At 42.7% G+C, this 20,510-nt stretch carries 24 protein-coding genes; 23 read left to right on the forward strand and 1 reads right to left on the reverse strand.

The window, feature by feature from the left end; all coding sequences use genetic code 11:
- Positions 1-32 precede the first annotated feature (32 nt).
- The 12 genes from NSQ09_RS06640 to ltrA all read left to right on the forward strand — a co-directional run bounded on the left by NSQ09_RS06640 (position 33) and on the right by ltrA (position 9,223).
- The gene (locus tag NSQ09_RS06640) at positions 33-659 is read left to right on the forward strand and encodes a hypothetical protein (protein ID WP_289859349.1); all 627 of its coding nucleotides are present in this window, start codon (positions 33-35) and stop codon (positions 657-659) included.
- Positions 660-663: 4 nt separating this feature from the next.
- The gene (locus NSQ09_RS06645; RefSeq protein WP_341030689.1) at positions 664-1,635 is read left to right on the forward strand and encodes an XkdF-like putative serine protease domain-containing protein; all 972 of its coding nucleotides are present in this window, start codon (positions 664-666) and stop codon (positions 1,633-1,635) included.
- Between the two features lie 31 nt (positions 1,636-1,666).
- A complete protein-coding gene (locus tag NSQ09_RS06650; RefSeq protein WP_272515787.1) occupies positions 1,667-2,602 on the forward strand; it encodes a phage major capsid protein in 936 nt (311 codons plus the stop codon).
- A gap of 10 nt (positions 2,603-2,612) precedes the next feature.
- A complete protein-coding gene (locus NSQ09_RS06655; protein WP_341030694.1) occupies positions 2,613-2,930 on the forward strand; it encodes a YqbF domain-containing protein in 318 nt (105 codons plus the stop codon).
- 5 nt (positions 2,931-2,935) lie between these two features.
- Positions 2,936-3,328 carry a protein YqbG gene (gene yqbG / locus NSQ09_RS06660; RefSeq protein WP_341030696.1) on the forward strand — a complete coding sequence of 131 codons (393 nt, stop codon included), beginning with the start codon at positions 2,936-2,938 and terminating at the stop codon, positions 3,326-3,328.
- The gene (locus NSQ09_RS06665; protein ID WP_341030697.1) at positions 3,325-3,687 is read left to right on the forward strand and encodes a YqbH/XkdH family protein; all 363 of its coding nucleotides are present in this window, start codon (positions 3,325-3,327) and stop codon (positions 3,685-3,687) included. Before yqbG ends, NSQ09_RS06665 begins: the two co-directional genes overlap by 4 nt.
- Positions 3,684-4,184 (forward strand): HK97 gp10 family phage protein, encoded by a 501-nt coding sequence (locus tag NSQ09_RS06670; protein ID WP_341030698.1) that lies wholly within the window; start codon positions 3,684-3,686, stop codon positions 4,182-4,184. The genes NSQ09_RS06665 and NSQ09_RS06670 overlap by 4 nt, the downstream gene beginning before the upstream one ends.
- A gap of 12 nt (positions 4,185-4,196) precedes the next feature.
- Entirely contained in the window at positions 4,197-4,634 is a 438-nt protein-coding gene (locus NSQ09_RS06675) for a phage tail terminator family protein (RefSeq protein ID WP_341030700.1), read from the forward strand.
- On the forward strand, positions 4,631-4,822 hold the full coding sequence (locus tag NSQ09_RS06680; protein ID WP_341030701.1) for a hypothetical protein: 192 nt from the start codon (positions 4,631-4,633) through the stop codon (positions 4,820-4,822). The genes NSQ09_RS06675 and NSQ09_RS06680 overlap by 4 nt, the downstream gene beginning before the upstream one ends.
- On the forward strand, positions 4,823-6,223 hold the full coding sequence (locus NSQ09_RS06685; protein ID WP_186453314.1) for a phage tail sheath family protein: 1,401 nt from the start codon (positions 4,823-4,825) through the stop codon (positions 6,221-6,223).
- 1 nt (position 6,224) lies between these two features.
- Positions 6,225-6,668, forward strand: coding sequence for a phage tail tube protein (locus tag NSQ09_RS06690; RefSeq protein WP_014112406.1), 444 nt, complete (start codon positions 6,225-6,227; stop codon positions 6,666-6,668).
- 851 nt (positions 6,669-7,519) lie between these two features.
- Positions 7,520-9,223 carry a group II intron reverse transcriptase/maturase gene (gene ltrA, locus NSQ09_RS06695; RefSeq protein ID WP_065118570.1) on the forward strand — a complete coding sequence of 568 codons (1,704 nt, stop codon included), beginning with the start codon at positions 7,520-7,522 and terminating at the stop codon, positions 9,221-9,223.
- Positions 9,224-9,299: 76 nt separating this feature from the next.
- Here the strand turns inward: ltrA and NSQ09_RS06700 are convergent, their stop codons facing one another.
- Positions 9,300-9,386 carry a putative holin-like toxin gene (locus NSQ09_RS06700; RefSeq protein ID WP_341032495.1) on the reverse strand — a complete coding sequence of 29 codons (87 nt, stop codon included), beginning with the start codon at positions 9,384-9,386 and terminating at the stop codon, positions 9,300-9,302.
- 159 nt (positions 9,387-9,545) lie between these two features.
- On the opposite strand from NSQ09_RS06700, the gene NSQ09_RS06705 reads away from it, so the two are divergent.
- The 11 genes from NSQ09_RS06705 (at position 9,546) to NSQ09_RS06755 (ending at position 20,507) form a co-directional block, all read left to right on the forward strand.
- Complete coding sequence (locus NSQ09_RS06705) at positions 9,546-9,995, forward strand: phage tail assembly chaperone (RefSeq protein ID WP_341030705.1); 450 nt, start codon at positions 9,546-9,548, stop codon at positions 9,993-9,995.
- A 41-nt stretch (positions 9,996-10,036) separates the two neighbouring features.
- Entirely contained in the window at positions 10,037-10,174 is a 138-nt protein-coding gene (locus tag NSQ09_RS06710; protein ID WP_014112408.1) for a hypothetical protein, read from the forward strand.
- Positions 10,175-10,176: 2 nt separating this feature from the next.
- Positions 10,177-15,522, forward strand: coding sequence for a phage tail tape measure protein (locus tag NSQ09_RS06715; protein ID WP_341030706.1), 5,346 nt, complete (start codon positions 10,177-10,179; stop codon positions 15,520-15,522).
- Positions 15,515-16,174 carry a LysM peptidoglycan-binding domain-containing protein gene (locus NSQ09_RS06720; protein WP_003229936.1) on the forward strand — a complete coding sequence of 220 codons (660 nt, stop codon included), beginning with the start codon at positions 15,515-15,517 and terminating at the stop codon, positions 16,172-16,174. The genes NSQ09_RS06715 and NSQ09_RS06720 overlap by 8 nt, the downstream gene beginning before the upstream one ends.
- 307 nt (positions 16,175-16,481) lie before the next feature.
- Entirely contained in the window at positions 16,482-16,859 is a 378-nt protein-coding gene (gene emrC, locus NSQ09_RS06725; protein WP_131227020.1) for a multidrug efflux transporter outer membrane subunit EmrC, read from the forward strand.
- A gap of 96 nt (positions 16,860-16,955) precedes the next feature.
- Positions 16,956-17,936: an XkdQ/YqbQ family protein gene (locus tag NSQ09_RS06730; RefSeq protein ID WP_131227021.1), complete on the forward strand. Its 981-nt coding sequence runs from the start codon at positions 16,956-16,958 to the stop codon at positions 17,934-17,936.
- A complete protein-coding gene (locus NSQ09_RS06735) occupies positions 17,933-18,199 on the forward strand; it encodes a DUF2577 family protein (protein WP_131227022.1) in 267 nt (88 codons plus the stop codon). Before NSQ09_RS06730 ends, NSQ09_RS06735 begins: the two co-directional genes overlap by 4 nt.
- Before the next feature lie 12 nt (positions 18,200-18,211).
- The gene (locus NSQ09_RS06740) at positions 18,212-18,637 is read left to right on the forward strand and encodes a DUF2634 domain-containing protein (protein ID WP_131227023.1); all 426 of its coding nucleotides are present in this window, start codon (positions 18,212-18,214) and stop codon (positions 18,635-18,637) included.
- Positions 18,630-19,676, forward strand: coding sequence for a baseplate J/gp47 family protein (locus NSQ09_RS06745; protein WP_341030709.1), 1,047 nt, complete (start codon positions 18,630-18,632; stop codon positions 19,674-19,676). The genes NSQ09_RS06740 and NSQ09_RS06745 overlap by 8 nt, the downstream gene beginning before the upstream one ends.
- Positions 19,660-20,238 (forward strand): YmfQ family protein, encoded by a 579-nt coding sequence (locus tag NSQ09_RS06750; RefSeq protein WP_131227024.1) that lies wholly within the window; start codon positions 19,660-19,662, stop codon positions 20,236-20,238. Before NSQ09_RS06745 ends, NSQ09_RS06750 begins: the two co-directional genes overlap by 17 nt.
- Positions 20,235-20,507: a hypothetical protein gene (locus tag NSQ09_RS06755; RefSeq protein ID WP_131227025.1), complete on the forward strand. Its 273-nt coding sequence runs from the start codon at positions 20,235-20,237 to the stop codon at positions 20,505-20,507. Before NSQ09_RS06750 ends, NSQ09_RS06755 begins: the two co-directional genes overlap by 4 nt.
- Positions 20,508-20,510: the final 3 nt, after the last annotated feature.

The following is a 20,510-nucleotide window of genomic DNA, read 5'->3' on the forward strand; positions in this document are numbered from 1 at the left end:
AATCTCCATATGAAAATAGATTGGAGAATAATATGGATATCGTTAAAACAATACTAACGTCTTGGCCTTTAGCCACAGTAATAATCGTGTTTGCTATCAGGGGAAGTTTGAAAAAAATAATCGAGAATAGACTCTTCAGTTTAAAAGTGGGGAATGTTGAAATCGCCTTTGATAAGCTTATAAAGGAAGCTGACGAGGGACTCAATCACTACGATAAAAATCTACAAGAAAAAATACAATCTAAGAGCGATAAAACTGATGAGGAGCACGGAGATGAACAAACCGAGGCTGATCAAAATGATGATGAAAAAATGCCGCTATTGACACTTAATGAACTGAAAGAAATTAAAAAAAATACAAAAACCCCTAAAGAGGCAATACTTTATTCGTGGTTTTTGGTTTCATCTGAATTGAGGGACTTTGCAAATTCAATTGGTGAACAAAATCTTGAAGATGACGTCGATATTATTATGACATTATGGGTTAAGAGAGCTATAACGGATGATTTGGCTAAAGCACTTAATACTTTGAATGAAATATATAATGAATTTAAAGTAGTGAAACTGAAAAAATACCAAGCAAATGAGTTTCTTAAAAAATGTCTTATAGCAAAAAAACAATTACAAATTGCGAAAGAATTTTGGCTTGGAAGGGGGTGAAGACATGCCAAGAGAATTGGTGAATGCAAAAATCACGCATGTTTCTTATGTAGACAAGGCTGCTAATCAAAAGCAATTCTTTTTTATGAAGTCAGAAAAACAGCCGGACTTTCAAAAAGAAGTCAAAGTCATTGCGAAAGAAGCGGACGAGCAAAAACTTGTGTACGGTATCGTATATGAGCCTGATACAGTGGACGCTCACGGGGATTTCATGACTGCTGCTGAAATCGAAAAGGCCGCTCATGGCTTCCTGAAAGATGCCCGTGAAATTGATAAGCAGCATGACTTTCAGGGTGGCGTTGGCGCAGTGGTAGAGTCCTATGTCGCACCTGCAGACTTTGAAATGAATGGGGAACTCATCAAAAAAGGATCCTGGGTCCTTGTGACAAAAGCCTCCGAGGAAATATGGGAGGAAATCAAGAAAGGCGAGATCACTGGTTATTCAATGGCCGGCATCGCGGATATTGCAAAACAAAAAGAAAAGCCTGTTTCTCAAGAAAAACACGACGAGAAAGGGCTTTTTAATTTGCTCAAAAACTTTTTTGTTGGAAAACAACATCAATCATATGAAGAGCCAGTTGAAAAGGCGGGCAGAAAGTTTTCCGCTTCAAACTTACAAGAAATTAAAAGCGCTCATACTGCTCTCGGCAATTTGCTGAGTCAGGTGGAGACGGAAGGAGAGGAAGAAATGAACGCAGAGGATGTAGCAAAATCCATCGAAGAAGCATTAGAGCCAATTAAGAAGCAGCTCGCAGAATTAGAAAAAGATGAGGATCCTAAAAAGAAGAAAGACGAGGAAAAAGCAACTGAGGAAGAAGAGGCTAAGAAGTTGAAAAAAGCCATCACAGACGCTGTTCAACCGCTCGCTGATCGTATTGAAGCGATTGAAAAAAGCCGCGGGATTTCTAAACAAGATGAAACAACTTCCGAAACTGAGACACAAGTAAATAAATCAATCTGGTCAGGGCTCCTTTAAACCCTGACTTTTTTCATAAGGAGGAAATGAAGTGACAAACCAAGAGGCAATTAGAAAAGCAGAAATGACGCTGTCCAGTTTAAATACAGGCGGCTTAATGAACCCTACCCAGGCTAGTGCATTTATTCGCATGGTTCAAGATGCGCCAACTATTTTAAAGGATGCGCGTGTCATTCCTATGGATCATGATACTCAAAAAATCGAAAAAATCGGCTTTGGTCAGCGTATTTTAAGAGCTGCTCAAGAAGGTAAGGGATTGACCACAGATCAAAAAGCAGTACCTACTACAAGCACAGTTGGTTTAAGCACAAAAGAAGTAATTGCTGAAGTTAACCTCACATACGATACACTCGAAAACAACATTGAAAAAGAAGGCCTGCAAAATACAATCATGCAAATTTTAGCAGAACGAGCTGCTGTTGATATTGAGGAGTTAATCGTCAATGGTGATAAAACTTCATCTGATCCGTATCTGGCGCAGCTGGATGGTCTCCGCAAACAAGCAGTCTCTCATATCGTGGACGTAAACGGTGAGGAACTAACAAGAGCAACCTTTAAGAAGGGTGTAAAAGCTGTGCCTTCTAAATATTTGCGGATTCCGCAGGATTTCCGTTTCTATACTTCACCTGGTCTTGAGGTCGAGTGGAAAGATCGTGTGGCTGATCGTCAAACAAATCTAGGGGATGCAGCTGTTCAAGGTGGCCTTTCCTCTGCTTTTGGTATTCCGGTTAAAGGAATTTCTAATATGCAGCCTTACACGATTGGTGAAGCTGATGCGACAACTGACGTTTCAGACATTATCCTTACCCATCCGAAAAATATCATTCTTGGATTCTCTCGTAATATTAGAATCGAAGTTGATAAGGACATCCGCCGCCGTATGTTTGTTATCGTCCTGACAGCTAAGCTGGACAGCACATTCGAAGAGGAAGATGCTGTGGCTAAAATTGTGAAAGTGAAAGAGTAGGTGAGGAGCTATGTATACAGCTAAACTCATTAAAGGCAAGAACTATCACGTAATGGACAAAGTTTTTAAAATCGGAGAAGAACAGCCGGTTTCAAGAAAATTGTATCTTTACTTGAAGCAAAACGAAGCCTTCGAAGTAAATGAGGTGCAAGGCGAGAATAATGGCGGTGAAGAACCGATAAAATATACAGAAGCTCAATTGAAAGGTATGCAAAAATCGGAACATGAAACCATTATTTCTAATCTTGGTGGCAATCCGTCTGACTTCAAAAACGCAGACGAAAGAATTGCCTTCATCCTTAATCATCAAGAACAAAGCGGGGAGTGAGCGGCGTGTTAATCACACCTGCTGACCTAAAGGATTACACTGTTTTTGATTCTGTAAGGGATCGGCCTGATCCTCTTCTTACTCAGGACATCATAGAAGCTATAGCTGAAATAACCTATCAAGTTGGCCATGATTTTTCTGGCCCAGAATATGATCCGCTCCCTGAAACGGTTCGGCTGGCTTTATTAAAAATGGCGCAGTATTTCGCGTTAATTAATTCTGATGAGTCAATCACCAAAGGATATACAACCGAGAAGATCGGTGACTATTCATATTCTCTTGGGAACGGCAGCTCTATTCAAAAACCAGACGTCTACACACTCATTAAAGATTATGTTGTACCATCTGAGCCAAGTTTGGAAGGTACAGAAGTAAAAATGCGAATGAGGTCCATATGAGCTATCGATCTTTATTAACTCATCGATGCGACGTTTATCATCTGCAGGAGAAAGCAGAAAACAAAAAACAATCCTTTGGGGTGCCGGTTGAAGATGTTCAGCCGGCTTTTTCATATCCTGAAGTTCCAGATATAGCGGGACAGCCGTGTTACTTCACAGAAAAGAACCAATCCATTGTGCAACTGGAACCGAACACAACCATATATCAATCATTTCTGGTCCATTTCCCAGCTTCTGCAGATATTCGCTTGAACGACAGGGTTATTTGGGAAGGTACAGCTTATAAATTACAAAAGCCGCGCAAGATCAAGAATCATCATTGGGAAGTGACGGCAGTCCGGGAGTTGGAATACTTATGAAAATTAGGGGTCTCGATCAGTTCATACAATCATTAGACCGGGCTTCTCGAGGGGGACTGAAGAGGAAATATGAGCAGTGGCTTGAAGCAATGGGTTTTGAGTTCTTAGATACCATCCAAGATGAGATCATCAGGACAAAGACCGTGGACACCCGCCGCTTACTCAATTCCTTTCAGAAAGGTGACCAGGACAATATTTTTTCAATGTCATCAGGCAGCTTAAAACTGGATGTCGGAACAAATCTGGAGTACGCCTCATATGTGAATGATGGTCACTTTACAATTGATCCGTCTAAAAATCAGGATCGCCGGTGGGTCCCCGGACGCTGGAAGGGTGAACGGTTCGAATATGATCCTGCTGCCAAAACCGGAATGCTGCTGAAATTCCAATGGGTTGATGGATCAGGCTTTTGGGATAATGCTATGGCCATCTTTGAACTAATGTTTGAGAGAAGCCTTGAGCGGAAGCTGCAGCAGTGGATCGATGAAGAATTTTAAGGCGGTGCTGCCATGAATCAAGAAGTGGGCTCAATTATGGGCTACCTATACAAACTGTATCCTGTACAAGTGTATGAAAAAGAAATACCGCAGGACTTTGTTGTCCCATCTCTTTACATTCCACCGGCTTCCACAGTCGATGGGGTGGACACAGTATCTACGTTTCAAAAATCCTATGTTTTAAACGTGAAACTCTTTCACGAAAACGCGCAGGAGGCTCATAACGAAGCGGAAAGGATTGCGGATACACTTAGAAGTAAGAGGGGATTAATTCCGCTCATACGGGAATCTGGTGAAGATACGGGGGATTTTATTCGCTTATCACGTATAGAAACCCGTATCTCAGATGATTATGCGAGCGTTGTTCTAAATTGGACGAGTCGCTATTGGTATGAACGAGAACAGCATCCTTCTCTTGAAAACTTTGATTTTACAAGCGGGGTGAAATGATGGCCACTAAAAAAGAGAAAGTGGAAAACGCTTTTTATATTAAGGAATTGCGAGAGCACAGTCGAGAGCTCTTTGGGGTAAAGCCCGAGGTGTTTGACGGTGCTCTTTTTCATGTAGAAAAAAACAGCATCACTAAATCAGAAGCGAAGAAGCTGATCACTCAGTTTCTTCAGAAGGAGGTCAAATAGATGAACGGCGGAACATTTACAGTCGGCAAGGAAAAAGAGCGGGCCGGTATTTATTTTAACTTTAAAACGACCGCAGAGGATCGTGTATCAGTTGGTGAACGCGGGACAGTTGCGCTGCCGATAGCATCCAGCTGGGGAGAGGTTAAGAAATTCATTTCTATCTCTTCCATCGAGGATTTGAATAAAAAAGTGGGGCTTAACATCGATGATCCATCACTTTTGCTTTTACGTGAGGCAATGAAGAAGGCAAGTACAGTCTTGCTTTACCGTTTGACGGAGGGGCTACGCGCACAAGCAGACATTAGTGAAGGCGTGAAAGCAACCGCTCTTTATGGCGGAACTAAAGGAAATGACATCATTATCAGAATTACAGAAAACGTTATTGATTCTTCAAAAGTTGATGTCACAACCTACCTTGATCAGTCAGAAGTGGATAAACAAACGGTATCCAAAGCTGAGGAACTGAAAGCAAATAAGTTTGTCGAGTTTACAGGCAAAGGGGATTTAACAGTTTCTATTCCACTAACAGGCACAGCTCCGGAGGACGTCAGCGGGGATCTTCCGGCATCTTCCGGAATCCGCTTGTCAGGTGGAACAGACAAGACACCGACAAATGCTGATTACACTGCTTTCTTGGAAGCGGCTGAAACTGAATACTTTGACACAATCGCGCTGCCTGTTGAGGATAACGAGCAATTGAAAGCAACGTTTGTCGCATTCATCAAACGGCTGAGAGACAATCAAGGCTTAAAGGTTCAAGGCGTACTCTCTAATTACAAAGGTGATCACGAAGGCATTATCAATGTCACAGGTGGGGTTCTGCTTGAAGATGGAACAGAGATCACTCCGGAAAAAGCCACTGCTTGGGTAGCCGGCGCCAGTGCGGGTGCTACGTTCAATCAGTCGCTTACGTTTGTAGAGTATGCAGGAGCGGTGGACGTCCTTACACGATTGGATAATGACCAGGTAATTCAGCGGCTGGCGAATGGGGAATTCCTGTTTACTTATGATTCTCGAGACAAATCTGTTTCAGTTGAAAAGGATATTAACTCACTCACAAGCCTAACAGCAGAGAAAAATAAGATGTTTCAAAAGAACAAAATTGTCCGTGTGCTGGATGCAATCAATAATGACCTGACATCACAATTGAAAGCATTGATTAAGTCCCGTAAAGCGAGCGGAAGCGACGTCCCTGCTACAAATGACGGCCTTCAGTTCGTGAAAACGTTGATTACTCAATACTTGAGTGTTCTTCAAGATAATGGGGGCATTACAAATTTTGATTCAGAGAATGACATCACAATTGCCCTGAATAGCGATCGTGACGGTTTTCTGATTGATCTTGCTGTGCAGCCAGTTGATGCAGCTGAGAAATTCTACTTTAACGTGGAGGTGAAGTAAGGTGGCTTTTAAAGCGCAGAATACGATATCTGGTAAAGAGGGACGCCTTTTCTTGGACGGTGAGGAACTGGCGTTTATCAAAACATTTGAAGCGAATGTGGAGAAAAATAAATCTGAAGTCAACGTTATGGGGCGCCGCATGACCGGTCATAAAACAACAGGCGCAAACGGAACAGGCACAGCAACATTTTATAAAGTCACATCCCGCTTTGTGCAGCTGATGCTTAATTATGTGAAAAAAGGCGAAGATCCGTATTTCACTCTGCAAGCGGTGCTGGATGATGCGTCTTCCGGTCGCGGAACTGAGCGTGTCACGCTGTATGATGTGAATTTTGACTCTGCGAAAATTGCAGGGCTTGACGTTGATTCTGAGGCATTAGAGGAAGAGGTACCGTTTACCTTTGAGGACTTTGACCTTCCTGAAAAGCTGAAGGATACGTTCTAATTAACCGCTTATTTATAATAAGAGTTAATTCTCTGTTTGGATTGCAAACGGTATATACTCGGTATATACTGGGTATATACTTTACTACATTAGTCATCTATGTGATGACTAATGTAAAAAAACAGATGTTTTAACATTAGATTTTTGCATAAAATAAAAATACCGGAGTGTTGGCGCACTCCGGCTTGTACAAATGCTGGCTCCTCAGTGGAGCGCTGGCTATGAAGGTACGCTATGGACCAACCCTTACAAGTTTGCAGGCTCAAAGGGTGGTCTATTTCTTGTGCGACAAGAAGTCGCTTGGTAATAGTGCAAACGCTATCCCAGTCGTAAGGGATATTCCCACTCGAAACAGCCTTTTGAGTAATCGAAAGGTTGGTTGCATGAGAGAAAGCCTAAGACGTAGGTGAACGCACACTGAAGTCGGGCGAGGGAAAGATAGGCATGGTAAACGAAAGTGAATTTCTATAATCTTCGTCAGACCTAGCAAATGAAATGCGTTGATACATTTGTCGAATAGTCAGGAAATGTGTATTAAAAAAGACACAGTGATACGACCCACAGAACTATCGGAGTAAAGGAAATACCTAACCTTATCGTATCTATTACAAGTGGAACTTGGTAAGCCCCACTCGCTCTCCAATACAGGAGTAGGACAACTGCAAAGAAGTCACAATGCGGAGGGGGTAAAGGATTGCGGAGTAAGCAAAAGCCATCAGGGCGAAAGCCTAGGGGAAAACATAACTCGATGGATAGTACCTATGGTATGACGTGAAAGCGTGCAGAATTCCGCATGGTCTTCAACACGAGAAAAAACGGAAAGTAGAACTCTAAAAAAGAGAGGTTAAGATATGAACACTTATCAAAAACATAAGTCAGCGTCTTCCTCTCTACATATTACCAATTGGGAATCAATCAATTGGAAAAACATCAATAAATATGTCAAGAGACTACGCCAACGGATTTTTCGTGCCGAACAGTTAGGTCAAAAACGGAAAGTTAAACGACTTCAACGACTAATGATAAGAAGTAAAGCCAATTTGCTACTATCAATTAAAAGAATCACACAAATAAACAAAGGGAAACGCACCGCAGGTGTAGATGGATACAAAGTTCTGTCACCTAAAGAAAGAATAAAGCTATACAATACAATGTGTAGACAGACAATACGACATCACAAAGTCAAACCTGCTAGACGTACGTATATTCCAAAAAAGAATGGCAAGTTAAGACCTCTTGGAATACCGACGATAAAAGATCGAATCTACCAAAATATCATTAAAAATGCCTTGGAGCCTCAATGGGAATCGCGATTCGAAGCCACTTCTTACGGGTTTAGGCCTAAAAGAAGCACCATAGACGCAATCGAGAATCTGTTTACCAAATTGAATTCGAGGAGCAACAAAACTTGGATTTTTGAAGGAGACTTCAAAGGTTGTTTCGATAATTTAAATCACCAGTATATCTTAGAGTGCATTCAAGACTTCCCAAACAAAAATGTGATTTATAAATGGCTTAAAGCTGGGTATGTCAATAATGACACATTCCACGAAACTGAGACAGGTACACCACAAGGTGGAATCGTCTCACCTCTCCTAGCTAATATAGCCTTACATGGGATGGAAAAGGAGATCGGGATAGAATACAAAGGTATTCATATTAAACGAGGATCTAATGCGCTAGTTAGGTATGCCGATGACTTCGTCATCCTTTGCAAAACAAGAGATGAAGCTGAAAACATGTATACATTACTAGCCCCTTATCTCAAGAAAAGAGGGCTTGAATTAGCCGAGGATAAAACGAAAGTCACCCACATAACTGAAGGGTTCGACTTTCTGGGCTTCAATCTCAGACAATATAAAGTAAGGAATAGAGGCAGGGACGAAAAAAGACTTCTAATCAAACCGTCCAATGCCAGTATTAAAAAGACCAAGCAGACTATAAATGACATTTTTAAAACTTACTTAGGTAGACCTGTAAGAGAGCTTATTTATAAACTTAATCCCGTCATTAGAGGAGCTGCAAATTACTGGTCAAGCCAAGTCGCTAGTCAAACCTTTAGCATAATGGATCATCATGTATTCAATAAGACGGTTAAATTCCTTAAACGAATGCACAGTGGAAAGTCGTGGGGATGGATTAGGAAGCAATATTTCAGACCTGATCACACTGGCGTAAGTAAAGATAAATGGATATTAACCGACCCAAATGATACTACGAAACAAGTTAAGAAATTCAGATGGGTACCAATCAAACGACACCTGATGGTGAAATTCAAAAACAGTCCAGATGATCCTACGCTAAAAGAATACTGGAAAAAACGGGATGAGAAAGAGTTCTTGCGATTCAACACTTTAAGTAAGCAAAAGTTGGCAAAAAAGACAAAATTCAAATGTGAACTATGTAAACAATCATTAGTTGGCGAAGAATCACTTGAGGTAGACCACATCATACCTAAGTATCTTGGTGGAAAGGATGAGTACAAGAATCTAAGGCTTATACATACATCCTGCCACATACAAAGACATCAAAAGGAAATGAACTGTCTTGGATAATGGAAGGCTTGAGCCGTATGTCTTGAAAGAGACAAGTACGGTTCTTAGGGGAGAAGGGGCTTGTGAAAGCCCTGACTTACCCGACTTTGTCTAAATACGTCAACAGTGCGAGGATAAACATCCCAAATCCAAGCATTAAAGTAAGTGCTTGAAATGTTGACATAGGCGTCACCCCCTTTCGTGGGGGATTTAGCCAGCAGACCACCTTTGAGTTAGCCGGACAAATGTACAGGAATAATTATACACTAGACAACCGTATAGCGGTTGTCTTTTTTTGTTGGCAAGAGTCAACTAAATCTAATATCCAAAGGAGCTAATAAACATGAGCGAAAAACAAAACGAAAAAACATATGATCTTTCATTCTTTATGCCAGGACAAACAATCGAAGCCGAAGAAATCAAAGTGCCGATCTCTAAACGTTTTGTTGATAAAAAAGGAAATATCGTACCATTTATTTTCAAAGCGATCACGACAGAACGAATTGACGAGTTGGAGAAAGAAAACACCACTTACAAGAATGTAAAAGGCCGCGGCCGTGTGAAGGATTTGGACAGCCAACGTTTCTATGCTCGTATTGCCGTTGAAACGACTGTTTACCCGAACTTTAAATCTAAGGAACTGCGCGAAGCTTACAAAACAGAGGATCCGGTGGAAGTTGCAAAACGTGTTCTTTCTGTCGGCGGTGAATATGCAAACTGGCTGAACAAAGCAATTGAGATCAATGGCTTTGAGGATGATCCCGAAGACCTTGAAGAAGCAGCAAAAAACTAATAAAGGACGGGGATAAAGAGACTGTGTATCTTTATTACGCTATGCACGAGCTCAAATATTCCCCGTCAGAATTACAAGAACTATATGAGGCGCCGAGAGAGTTCAAGGCGCTTTTATATGGTTTGATCAGTTACAAGCTTGAGCTGTTAGAAAAGGAAGCGAAGAAGGGAGGTAATTAACTATGGCTAAACTAACAGCTACGTTTGATTTACAGGATAAGATCACCCGCAAGCTTCGAAAGATACAAGGGAATGCAGAAAGACTTCAGAGGGCCGCTAATGGCCCTCTTATTTTTGATGCTGAAGATCGAACAGAGCGGGTTATGAGACGTATTGACCGATCAGCAAGCCGCTTGACCGGACGGGCTCGATCTCTTGAAGTTGGTCTGGATGATCGGGTTTCGAATGGTTTACATTCTATACGCCAACAAACGGAGGATCTTACGGAAGGCAGCCATGAGGTGACGGTTTCCGTTAATGATCAGGCTACACCACGTTTTCGCTTGATTCGTGGAGGCCTTTCAGATTTGAACCGCTCGCATGCTGAACCTACTGTTTCAGTTCGTGATCGTGCTTCAAGCCAATTAGATGAGATTCGGCGCCATGTGTCCGATGTAGACAGCGAACATGCTGAGCCTACGGTTTCTATTAAAGACAAAGCTTCAGGGGTTCTGGATGCAATTGAAGCAAAATTAGACGGTCTGAAAAACGCTGCTGTCACCCTGGCAGTTGGTGGCGGACTGTCAGCTGGTGCGATTATGGGTAGCGGGAAAAGTGCTATGTCCCAAGACGCCTATGTTTCAGCGACTTCGAAAGTCAGCAAAAAAGACGCTGCTAGAATGACAGACCAGATCTATTATGACAACAAAGCGGGAGGGTCCCGGGAAGAAGTCAGCTTATCTCTGAGAACCTTGTCACAACAGACAGGAGCTTCTAAAAAAGCCCTAGCGGAATTGACAGAGTCATCTAGCAAGATCGCGCAGCTTATGAATGCTGATCAGGCGGAAGTGGACCGGGCCTTCAGCTCAATGTACAACAACTTGAAAATGTCCGGGAAGGACAGCGGGGATTTAATCGCGTATGTGTATCGGAACGCCGGTGACCAGGCTGACGATTTGCTGGACACGATGAATGAATACAGTTCCACTTTTAAAGACATGAAACTCACAGGCGGCCAGATCGCTAACGCCATGATTAAAGGGACAAAGGGTGGGGCCAGAAACTTCGACAACCTCGCTGACAGTATGCGTGAATTTAACATTCGCCGTACTGAAATGTCTGATAGTCAAGTAGACGCGTTCAAATCGCTATTCGGTGCCAAAGAAACAGAGAAGATGTTCAAAGGGTTTAAAGACGGTTCAATTAGTGGTCAAGAAAGCTTATTTAAGGTTGCTGATGCCTTATCAAAAGTCAAAGACAAGACTAAGCGGGCATCTATCGCCACGGAGCTAATAGGAACGCAATATGAAGACCTGAAGCAGCCGATTTTAGATATGGCTGAAGGCATTGGCACAAGTGCAAAAACAACAGGCGAACTGGAACGCAGCTTTTCTCAGCTTCGGGATAATAACCCGATGACACCGATTAATGACGCCATGCGGGATTTTGAAAGCATATCTAAGGATATGGGAACCTCACTGCTTACCGGTTTAGGCCCAGCCTTTGATAAGATCGACTCGTTCCTAAACAGCAAGGAAGGTCAAGAAAAACTCAAAGAGATCAAAAAGGATATTACTGATCTTGGCGAGGCAATAGGTGACAAGCTGAATGTGGCCATTGAGTGGACGGTGAATCATTGGGACGATTTAAAAACAGCCTTTAAAGTTGTGGTTCCTCCTTTAATTGGATTGATTGCATATTTGAAAATCCTACGGCCGCTCTTGAAAGGAATTGGAACTGTCGGAAGCGACGCAGCGGGAGTAATTCGGAGGTTAATTCCCAACCGTGTTCCCGGCGGTGATCCTAATACACGAAGCGGAAGACGGAATGGAAAGGCTACTCGTAATACAGGGAGAAGATGCGGACGTTCTGGAACCGCTTCGAGTCCAACGAGTCTACCTCGGAGCGGCGGCTTAACTTGTTGCTCTTGTAATGGTATCGGCGGAAGTGACCGCAGCCGTAAAGGGAGAGGGAAAAATGCTTCTGGCCGACGCGGGAATCCAACGAGTGTGAATCCTTCTAACAGATCTATTACTGTGTCATCCGAACAGCTAGAAAGAAGGCGTTCAGGAAGAACGGCAGCTGATCCTGTTAGAAGCGCAGGTTCGAGAGCTATAGTAAACACCACCAGATCAGAACTTCGTGCAGCAGGCCGAGCGACAGGCGGAGCCTCGAAGTTCGGGAAAGTTTTAAGTCCTCTAAAGAGTGTCGGTAAATTTGCGAAAGGTATCCCTCTTTTGGGAACTGCATTAGCGGCAACTGATTTACTCGGGATGAACAAAGAAAATGCAGGTGAGAAAGTTGGTTCTTTCGCCGGGAATCTTGGTGGAGCTGCTGCAGGTGGAGCCGCGGGAGCAGCCATTGGTTCTGTTGTCCCTGTTGTCGGAACTGCTGTTGGTGGAGTTGTCGGTAGTATCGCAGGCGGTATAGGGGGTTCTGATTTAGGATCCTCTATTGGCAAGTGGTTTGATGATGGCGGCGCTTCAAAAGCATGGGATGGAATTGTAGACGGTGCAGGAAATGCCGTCGATTGGATTGAGGATACTTGGTCTGATTTCTCAGATTGGTTTATGGATAACGTCTGGACCCCTGTTAGTGATTGGGCCGGAGACAAGATTGATAAGATCACCGATAAATTTGAGGATGCTAAGAAATGGCTGACTGATACCTGGAATGACGTGTCATCCTGGTTTGTGGATAACGTGTGGACACCTATTTATAACACTGCTGTTCCGATCATAAATTTAGTAGTTGGTGCCTTTTTATTTGCCTGGGATGGTATCAAAGCTCTCTGGAAGATTGTATCGACTTGGTTCATGGATAATGTTTGGAATCCATTAGTTGACGGTGTCACTGATGCTGCTGATTGGATTTGGACAAAAATAAATGATGCTTGGACTTGGATCTCAGATACATGGTCCACTGTCTCCACTTGGTTCATGGATAATGTCTGGAATCCAATTAGTAATGCAGTTGCAACTGTTGCTGGCTGGATCCAAGCACATATTGATTATGCGCGAATCTGGATCCAATTAAAATGGCTTCAGGTGGCAACTTGGTTTTATGACAACGTCTGGAACCCAATCAGTAACGCTGTTAGTAACGTAGCAAATTGGATTTGGACGAAGATCAACGAAGCATGGACTTTTATTTCAGAATTATGGTCTACAGTTTCAACTTGGTTCATGGATAATGTTTGGACGCCAGTGAGTGATGCTGTCACTAATGCAGCAAACTGGATCTGGACAAAGCTTAACGAAGCGTGGACATGGATTTCTGACAAGTGGAGTGCAGTTTCGGCTTGGTTCAGTGAAAATGTTTGGAATCCGATTGTCTCAAAAGTAGAAGATGCCAAAAAATCCATTTCGGAAAAATTTGAGTCAGCAAAAACTGCAGTGACAGACGCATGGAAAGGTGTTAAAACTTGGTTTACTAAAAATGTGGGTGATCCATTAGGTGAAATTGCTGACGGAATTAAGGAGAAGTTTGAAGATACATTCTGGTGGGTCATTAAGCTAAAAGGATTAGCTGATGCTGGAGGGGAGATCATAGGCAATATCATAGGGAGAGGTGAAGAAGCAACAGGTCTTCATCAAAAAAGATCTGGTAAATCCTCATCCGGTAAAAATTCTAGCGGTGGCGGAGGAATTGGTCTTGCTCAGTCTCAGCCATCAGCGCCAACAAGTATTTTTCCTAAACAAAAAAGCGTTCTTGAAGCTGAAAGGAATGCGACGGGCGGTTTTATTACGAAACCAACCATTTCGTGGATTGGTGAAGCGGGTAAAGAGTTTGTTATCCCTGTTGATAACAACAAGGGACGCGGTAAAATGCTTCTTTCTCAGGCTGCTTCTAAACTAGGGATGAGCGTTGTTGATGACATGGCTTCTGCTTCATCAGCAGGTGGAGAAGCTGCTGTTTCTCCATTAGCTGGCGGATCAACTGTTTCCGCTACAGTATCTCCTACCATTGACACATCGAGCCTTAATGAACAGGCTGCTTCTTTCGGTCAACAGTTCACGCAGGGCTTTGATCAAGGTATTGGCGATAACGTCGTTTCAATGGATGCTTGGAAACAGAAAAACGTTGGCCAGCCTATGAAAAATTTGATCTCCTACTCTCCGAATTACGGAAAACAAGTGGTCAATGGTTATGCTAACGGCCAGAACAGTACGGCAACCGGTACAGATGGCTTCCTGCAGACGAAAGTCAAAACACCATTCCAGAACACTGTGAATAAATCCTCTTCATGGGGAACTGGTACGATCAAAGGGTTTGCTTCCGGTCAAAATAGTTCACAAACTGGCACTGATCAGTATGTAAATACACATGTGAATAAGCCGTTTTTGAAGTCTAAAGAATCATCAAACGGCTGGGGAACCGGAATGATCGGGAATTTTGTTTCAGGTATGAATTCAAAGGGCAGTGAGGTCCATGAGGCAGCCAAGGAACTAGCAAAAAAAGTCGCGAAAGCTTTCCGTGAAGAGTTAGATATCCATTCACCTTCTCGTGTCATGATGAGCTTGGGGCGTTTTGCCTCTGTCGGTGTTGTAAAAGGACTGGATTCTGTCGATGTGAAAAAATACGCTGAAAAACAAGCAGGTTCACTGGCAGCTGCTTATTCCGGAATGGGCGCAGTAGGCGGAAATGTTAAACAGTGGCTTATGGCTGCAATGATGGCCACAAAAACACCATTAAGCTGGCTTCCAGGATTGATGACAATTGCAAAGTTTGAATCAGGAGGCAACCCTAACGCCATTAACCTGTGGGATAGTAACGCAAAGGCAGGCAATCCATCTCAAGGGCTCATGCAGACAGTACCGACTACTTTTAACGCACATAAAGCACCAGGCATGGGTAACATTAGAAACCCGATTCACAACGCTGCTGCCGCGATTGGCTACATCAAAAGCAGATACGGCTCTATTGATAATGTACCTGGTATTAAAAGCTTGAGACGCGGTGGACCGTATGTTGGTTACGCTAACGGCGGCCTGATCACAAGAGAACAAATTGCACGTGTGGGTGAAGGAAATAAACGTGAATGGATCATTCCGGAGGAGCGGGGCATACGTGGCCGCTATCTGTTGGCTCAAGCAGCTAAAGCTCTCGGAATGGAAGTCACGGATCCTGTACAAAAAGGCCAAACTGAATTATCATCTGGCCAGGTAACTGCTGCCACGACAGGCAGTCAACAAACAACTGTTACCGCTGCAGGAGGTAAAGAGGTCGTTATTCAGTTTAACGGCGATCAGCACTTTCACAATGACCAAGACATGAATAGTCTTGTAGCCAAGATTAAACAGGCTCTTGTCGAAGAGCTTGAACAAGATATTAACATTGGAACGAAGGGAGTCGTCGCGTTTGACTAGATCTGTTTATGAATTCTGGATTTCACAAGGGAAGGACAAGCTGCGGCTTCCTGTCCTTCCTGAACAAATTGATATATCTAACACAATTCAAAATGAGTCTGTAAAAGTGGCTAGTTTTGGGGAGATCACTTTTATAGATAAACCGGGAGCGAAAGAGATTTCGTTCTCTTCTTTTTTTCCAAAGAAACACAGTCCGCTTGCTGAGTATAAGGGATTTCCTTCTCCTGAAAATGCTATCGCTAAGATTGAGAAATGGGCAAAAGCGAAAAAGCCGGTTCAATTTTTGATTACTGGCACGAAAATAAACTTCACCTGCAGCATTGAGGGCTTTTCTTATAGTGAAGGTCAAAAAGACATAGGTGATCGTGATTATGAAATCAAACTGAAGGAATACAAAACCGCTGCGCCGCGGAAGATCAAACAAAAGAAAAAGACGAAGAAAAAACGGCCGTCTAAATCAGCTCCTAAAACATACACGGTTAAAAAAGGGGATACCTTGTGGGACCTTGCCGGCAAATTTTATGGGGACAGCACAAAATGGCGCAAGATTTGGAACGTCAATAAAAAGGCTATGATCAAACGAAGCAAACGGAATATCAGGCAGCCAGGACACTGGATCTTTCCTGGTCAAAAATTAAAGATACCGCAGTGACATGGGTATGGCTCCTCGTACTAGCTATACCTAATAGATACGAGAACAGGTTTGTTTTTTCGTTTTATTTTTTCAAATGCTAGGCAACCAATTCAGGGCTATAAGTATCTCGGAGGCATAGGTTAATCTATTGGTATTACTGGATCGGCAGTCCCTTGCGCACAATTTTTTTCCTAAAAAAAGACTTATAATCAATTTCTCTTTCTTGTAAAGTTTTAACGAATATAAAAATAATTAACCTATAGAGGTTGCGCTTAAAACACAGGTTTTTAATTATTTGATTTTTTTACAGGAGGGAGAAATAACAATGGCATATTTATATTTAGTGCTTGCAATTTCGGGAGAACTTATTGGTTCTTCTATGCTCAAGGCAGCCGAAGGTTTTTCAAAACTTTACCCTACTATTGGTACAATTATTGCTTATATAGGCTCCTTTTTCTTCCTATCACTTGCAATGAAGACCATTCCATTGAATACCGCCTATGCACTTTGGTCTGGAATAGGGATTATTGCTACCACAATAATTTCAATTTTGATTTGGAAAGAAAAAATTAATGTCGCCAGTGTCACAGGGATTGCTTTAATTCTTGTAGGAGTTGTAATTTTAAATCTTTTTGGACCTGGTCATGGTGAAGCAGATAATGTTGAAAATGCAAGCATAACAACAAACAATGAAAACAATTGAGGCAGTGAAGTTTTATAGGTTTGATAGGGAGGTATAAAACCTCTCTTTTTATTTATATAGAAATGAAGTCTTATGCCATAAAAAGCAGGTGATGACATGATAGAACTTTTCGTCATTAAAGAAACGGAATGGCTTGAGCTGGTAACTGAAAGTGTTTCACTTGAGGGACAACGATATCAGGCGCCGCGATCGATCACGGCCAAGATCATTACGAAACAGGGAACCCATTCATATTACAGCGTATCTGAAGGGGATACAGTTTTATTTAAGTGGAAGGGCAAAGAACTGTTCCGGGGCATTGTGTTTTCTCGCAATCCGGAAGAACACGGGCTGACCTTTACGGCTTATGATATGCTGCAATATCTGGTCAAAAACAAGGATGTTTATGTTTTCTCTAATAAGCGTGCAGACGAGATCATAAAACGTCTGGCAAGAGACTTTCAGATTCCCACAACGTCTATTGCAAACACAGGTCATACAATTAAATCACTTGTGTTCAAAGACGATACGAGCCTTTATGACATGATTCTGAAAGCCTTGAAACAAACGAAAAGCCAAACCGGAAGGAATTATCAATTATATTCTGCGAAGGGAAAGCTTGGCCTTCGCACTTGGCCTGATCCGTCAGAAGTATGGGTGCTGGAGACGGGTGTGAACATCACCGGCTATCAATACAGCACTTCAATTAATGACACGGCCACAAAAGTAAAGCTCCGCCGGCAGAAAGACAATAAAACATACACAGCCTCCGCAAGTGACAGCTCAGGCATCAGTAAATATGGTGTGCTTCAGTATGTCGAAACGGTTTCTGATAACATTAACCAGGCACAGCTTCAGGAGCGTGCGAAAGTCAAACAAGCACAGAAAAAAGGTGTTAAAAAAGAACTCAAGAGTATTCAGGCGATTGGGATTCCGGATCTTCAGAGCGGCTTGCCTGTCTATATCTCAATTCCGGAAGTCGGGGTTAAGAAAACATACTGGATCGATACAGACAAACATGAATTTAAAGGATCCACACACACGATGACCATTGATGTTGTGGAGAAAAACTCTATTCCTGATGGTGTTTCCTCATGAGACTAAGTGAAGCGATCAAGCACTTGGCCGTCGGTGCCGTTGATTCAGAGTCGCCGGTGGATATCCTGCCGGCTGAAGTGGTTTCCGTTTCTCCTGTTGATATTAAACTCAATGAAAATGAAAAGCTAATTATTCCGTCTGATTTGATTATTATTCCTAAGCGGCTGTGCGCTGGAGGAGATGAAGAACTAAAGATGGGTGAGAATGTGATGGTTGTCTCCTTAAAAGGCGGACAATCATTTTTTATTCTCGACAAAATATAGGGGGTGCCTGAGTTGGCCCTTTCGCCAGAAATTGAATTTGATGATATTGAAGATGACAGCGAAGTAATAGAAACCTCGCAAACCTACAAAATAGATTTTGAAAATGGCCGTATCACAAATGAAATGATAACAGGCCTTGAAGCGATCAAGCAGTTTGTATATTTATCCCTTCATACTGAGCGATACGCCTATTCTGTTTTCAGTCATGACATTGGAAATGAGCTTCAAGACGTCCTGGCAGATAATGAAACAACAGACGCATATAAGAAAATGGAGATTCCGCGGCTGATAGAGGAAGCGCTGATCTATGACGATCGTGTTTCCTCTGTGTCAGATTTTGAGATTGAAAAACATGGCGATTCGTTCCATGTTTCCTTTACAGTCGAAACTGACGAGGGAACATTGGAGATCGAGGAGGTGCTTGGTGAGGATGTTTGAAGATCAAACCTTTGAAGAAATTATGGACCGGATGCTGAACAGTATTTCCGCGGATATTGATACAAGGGAAGGCAGCGTGATTTATAATGCATTAGCTCCTGCAGCTGCAGAATTGGCCAAGTCTTATATTTGGCTTGATACGGTGCTGGAACTTGTCTTCTCGGACACAGCACAAGGGGAATTCTTAGATCGTCGAGCTACAGAAGCCGGCATCGAGCGAACGGCTGCCACAAAAGCAGTCAGGGCGGCGGAGTTTACTGAAGGTGTAACCATTCCGGTGGGTTCCCGCTTTTTTGTTGAAAACCTCTACTTTCAATACACAGCAGACGGGACTTTGGAATGCGAAACAGCCGGGGATGCGGGGAACGCGAATATTTCTGGCCAAAATCTCTTGTCATTAGACACTATACCGGGACTCCAAAAAGCGATTGTGAAAGAGATCCTGATTCCTGGACGGGAAGAAGAGGGTGACGACAGTTTAAGAGAACGCTACTTTACTCGCGTGCGCCGGGAAGCTGTCAGCGCTAATAAAGCACACTACAAACAGTGGGCAGAAGAAGTTGACGGAGTGGGGAAGGCAAAGATCTTTCCGCTTTGGAACGGGGATGGCACGGTCAAGATTATTATTACAAATGCCAATCTCGAACCCGCTTCCGATATTTTGATATCTAAGGTCAAAAATTATATCGATCCAGAACCCGGACAAGGTGAGGGACAAGCGCCAATAGGTGCCTTTGTCACGGTGGAGAGTGCGGTCTGGAAAGAGATCGAGATTTCTGCCGAGGTACTTCCCGAGGTTAATAGCTCTATCGATCAGGTAAAACAGGAAATCGAATCAGGCGTATTAAACCTCTTTAAAAAGATGGCTTTTGAAGATAACGTCATCCGCTTATCGCAGATTAATAACATCGTCTACAATTCGCCTTCAGTAAGTGATTACGCAGATATTAAAATCAACGGCGTGGCAGAAAATTTGGTTCTGAGTGACATAGAAATCCCTAAATTGGGGCAGGTGAACATCATTGAGCAAACTCGATGAAATGACTGCTTACCTACCACCGTTCCTTACCAAGTTAAAGGAAATGACCGAGCTTCTTAAAGCGGAAGCTCCGGAATTTGAGAAGCAAAATAACAGCATCTTTGATCTGACAGATCAGCTGTTTGTCACTACCGCAACCTGGGGGCTTGAACGGTGGGAAAAGATATTGAACGTGCCTCGAGAGCCCGGTGATACGTATGAAATCCGAAGGCTGCGACTAATCTCTAAAATGTCCAATATACCGCCGGCAACATATAAAGCCATTGAACAGGCATTGAACCGGTTCTTAAAGAATCCGTCCGCTCAGGTCCGGCTGCTTCCCGGAGAGTACCGTTTTAACGTGGATATTGATATAGATGATATGCAGCACATGAGCGAGCTCATAGAAACTTTAGAGAATATGAAGCCGGCCCACTTAGCATATACTCTGCGAGCTGCTTTGAATGAGCCGCTCCAGATAAAAGATACTGTCATTCTGAATAACAGACGATATCGAAAAGTAAGCGAGCTAAAGGTGGGCTATTCTGTCACGCTTAATAATAACGAGGTGGTTTTAACATGATTTCACAAGTTTATAGAGAGCGTACAGCTGCAGATCTTAAAAGTAGAATATCGAAAGTGCTGCTGAATGGAAATGAAACAAAGATTGTAGAAATAACCATTCAGGGTGCTGTTGTCATGGTACTTACTCATCGAGAAGAAGATATCAAACACATTGAAAGTGTTCAGGTCCTTGATGAACAGAACAACGTGATTACGGAAAGAACTACAGATTTAGATGTAAGTAACAATAGAACGCTGGACTTTAGATTTACTTTTGAGGTGGTGTAACAA

The organism is Bacillus sp. FSL W8-1202 (assembly GCF_038006165.1).
GTDB lineage: Bacteria > Bacillota > Bacilli > Bacillales > Bacillaceae > Bacillus > Bacillus subtilis.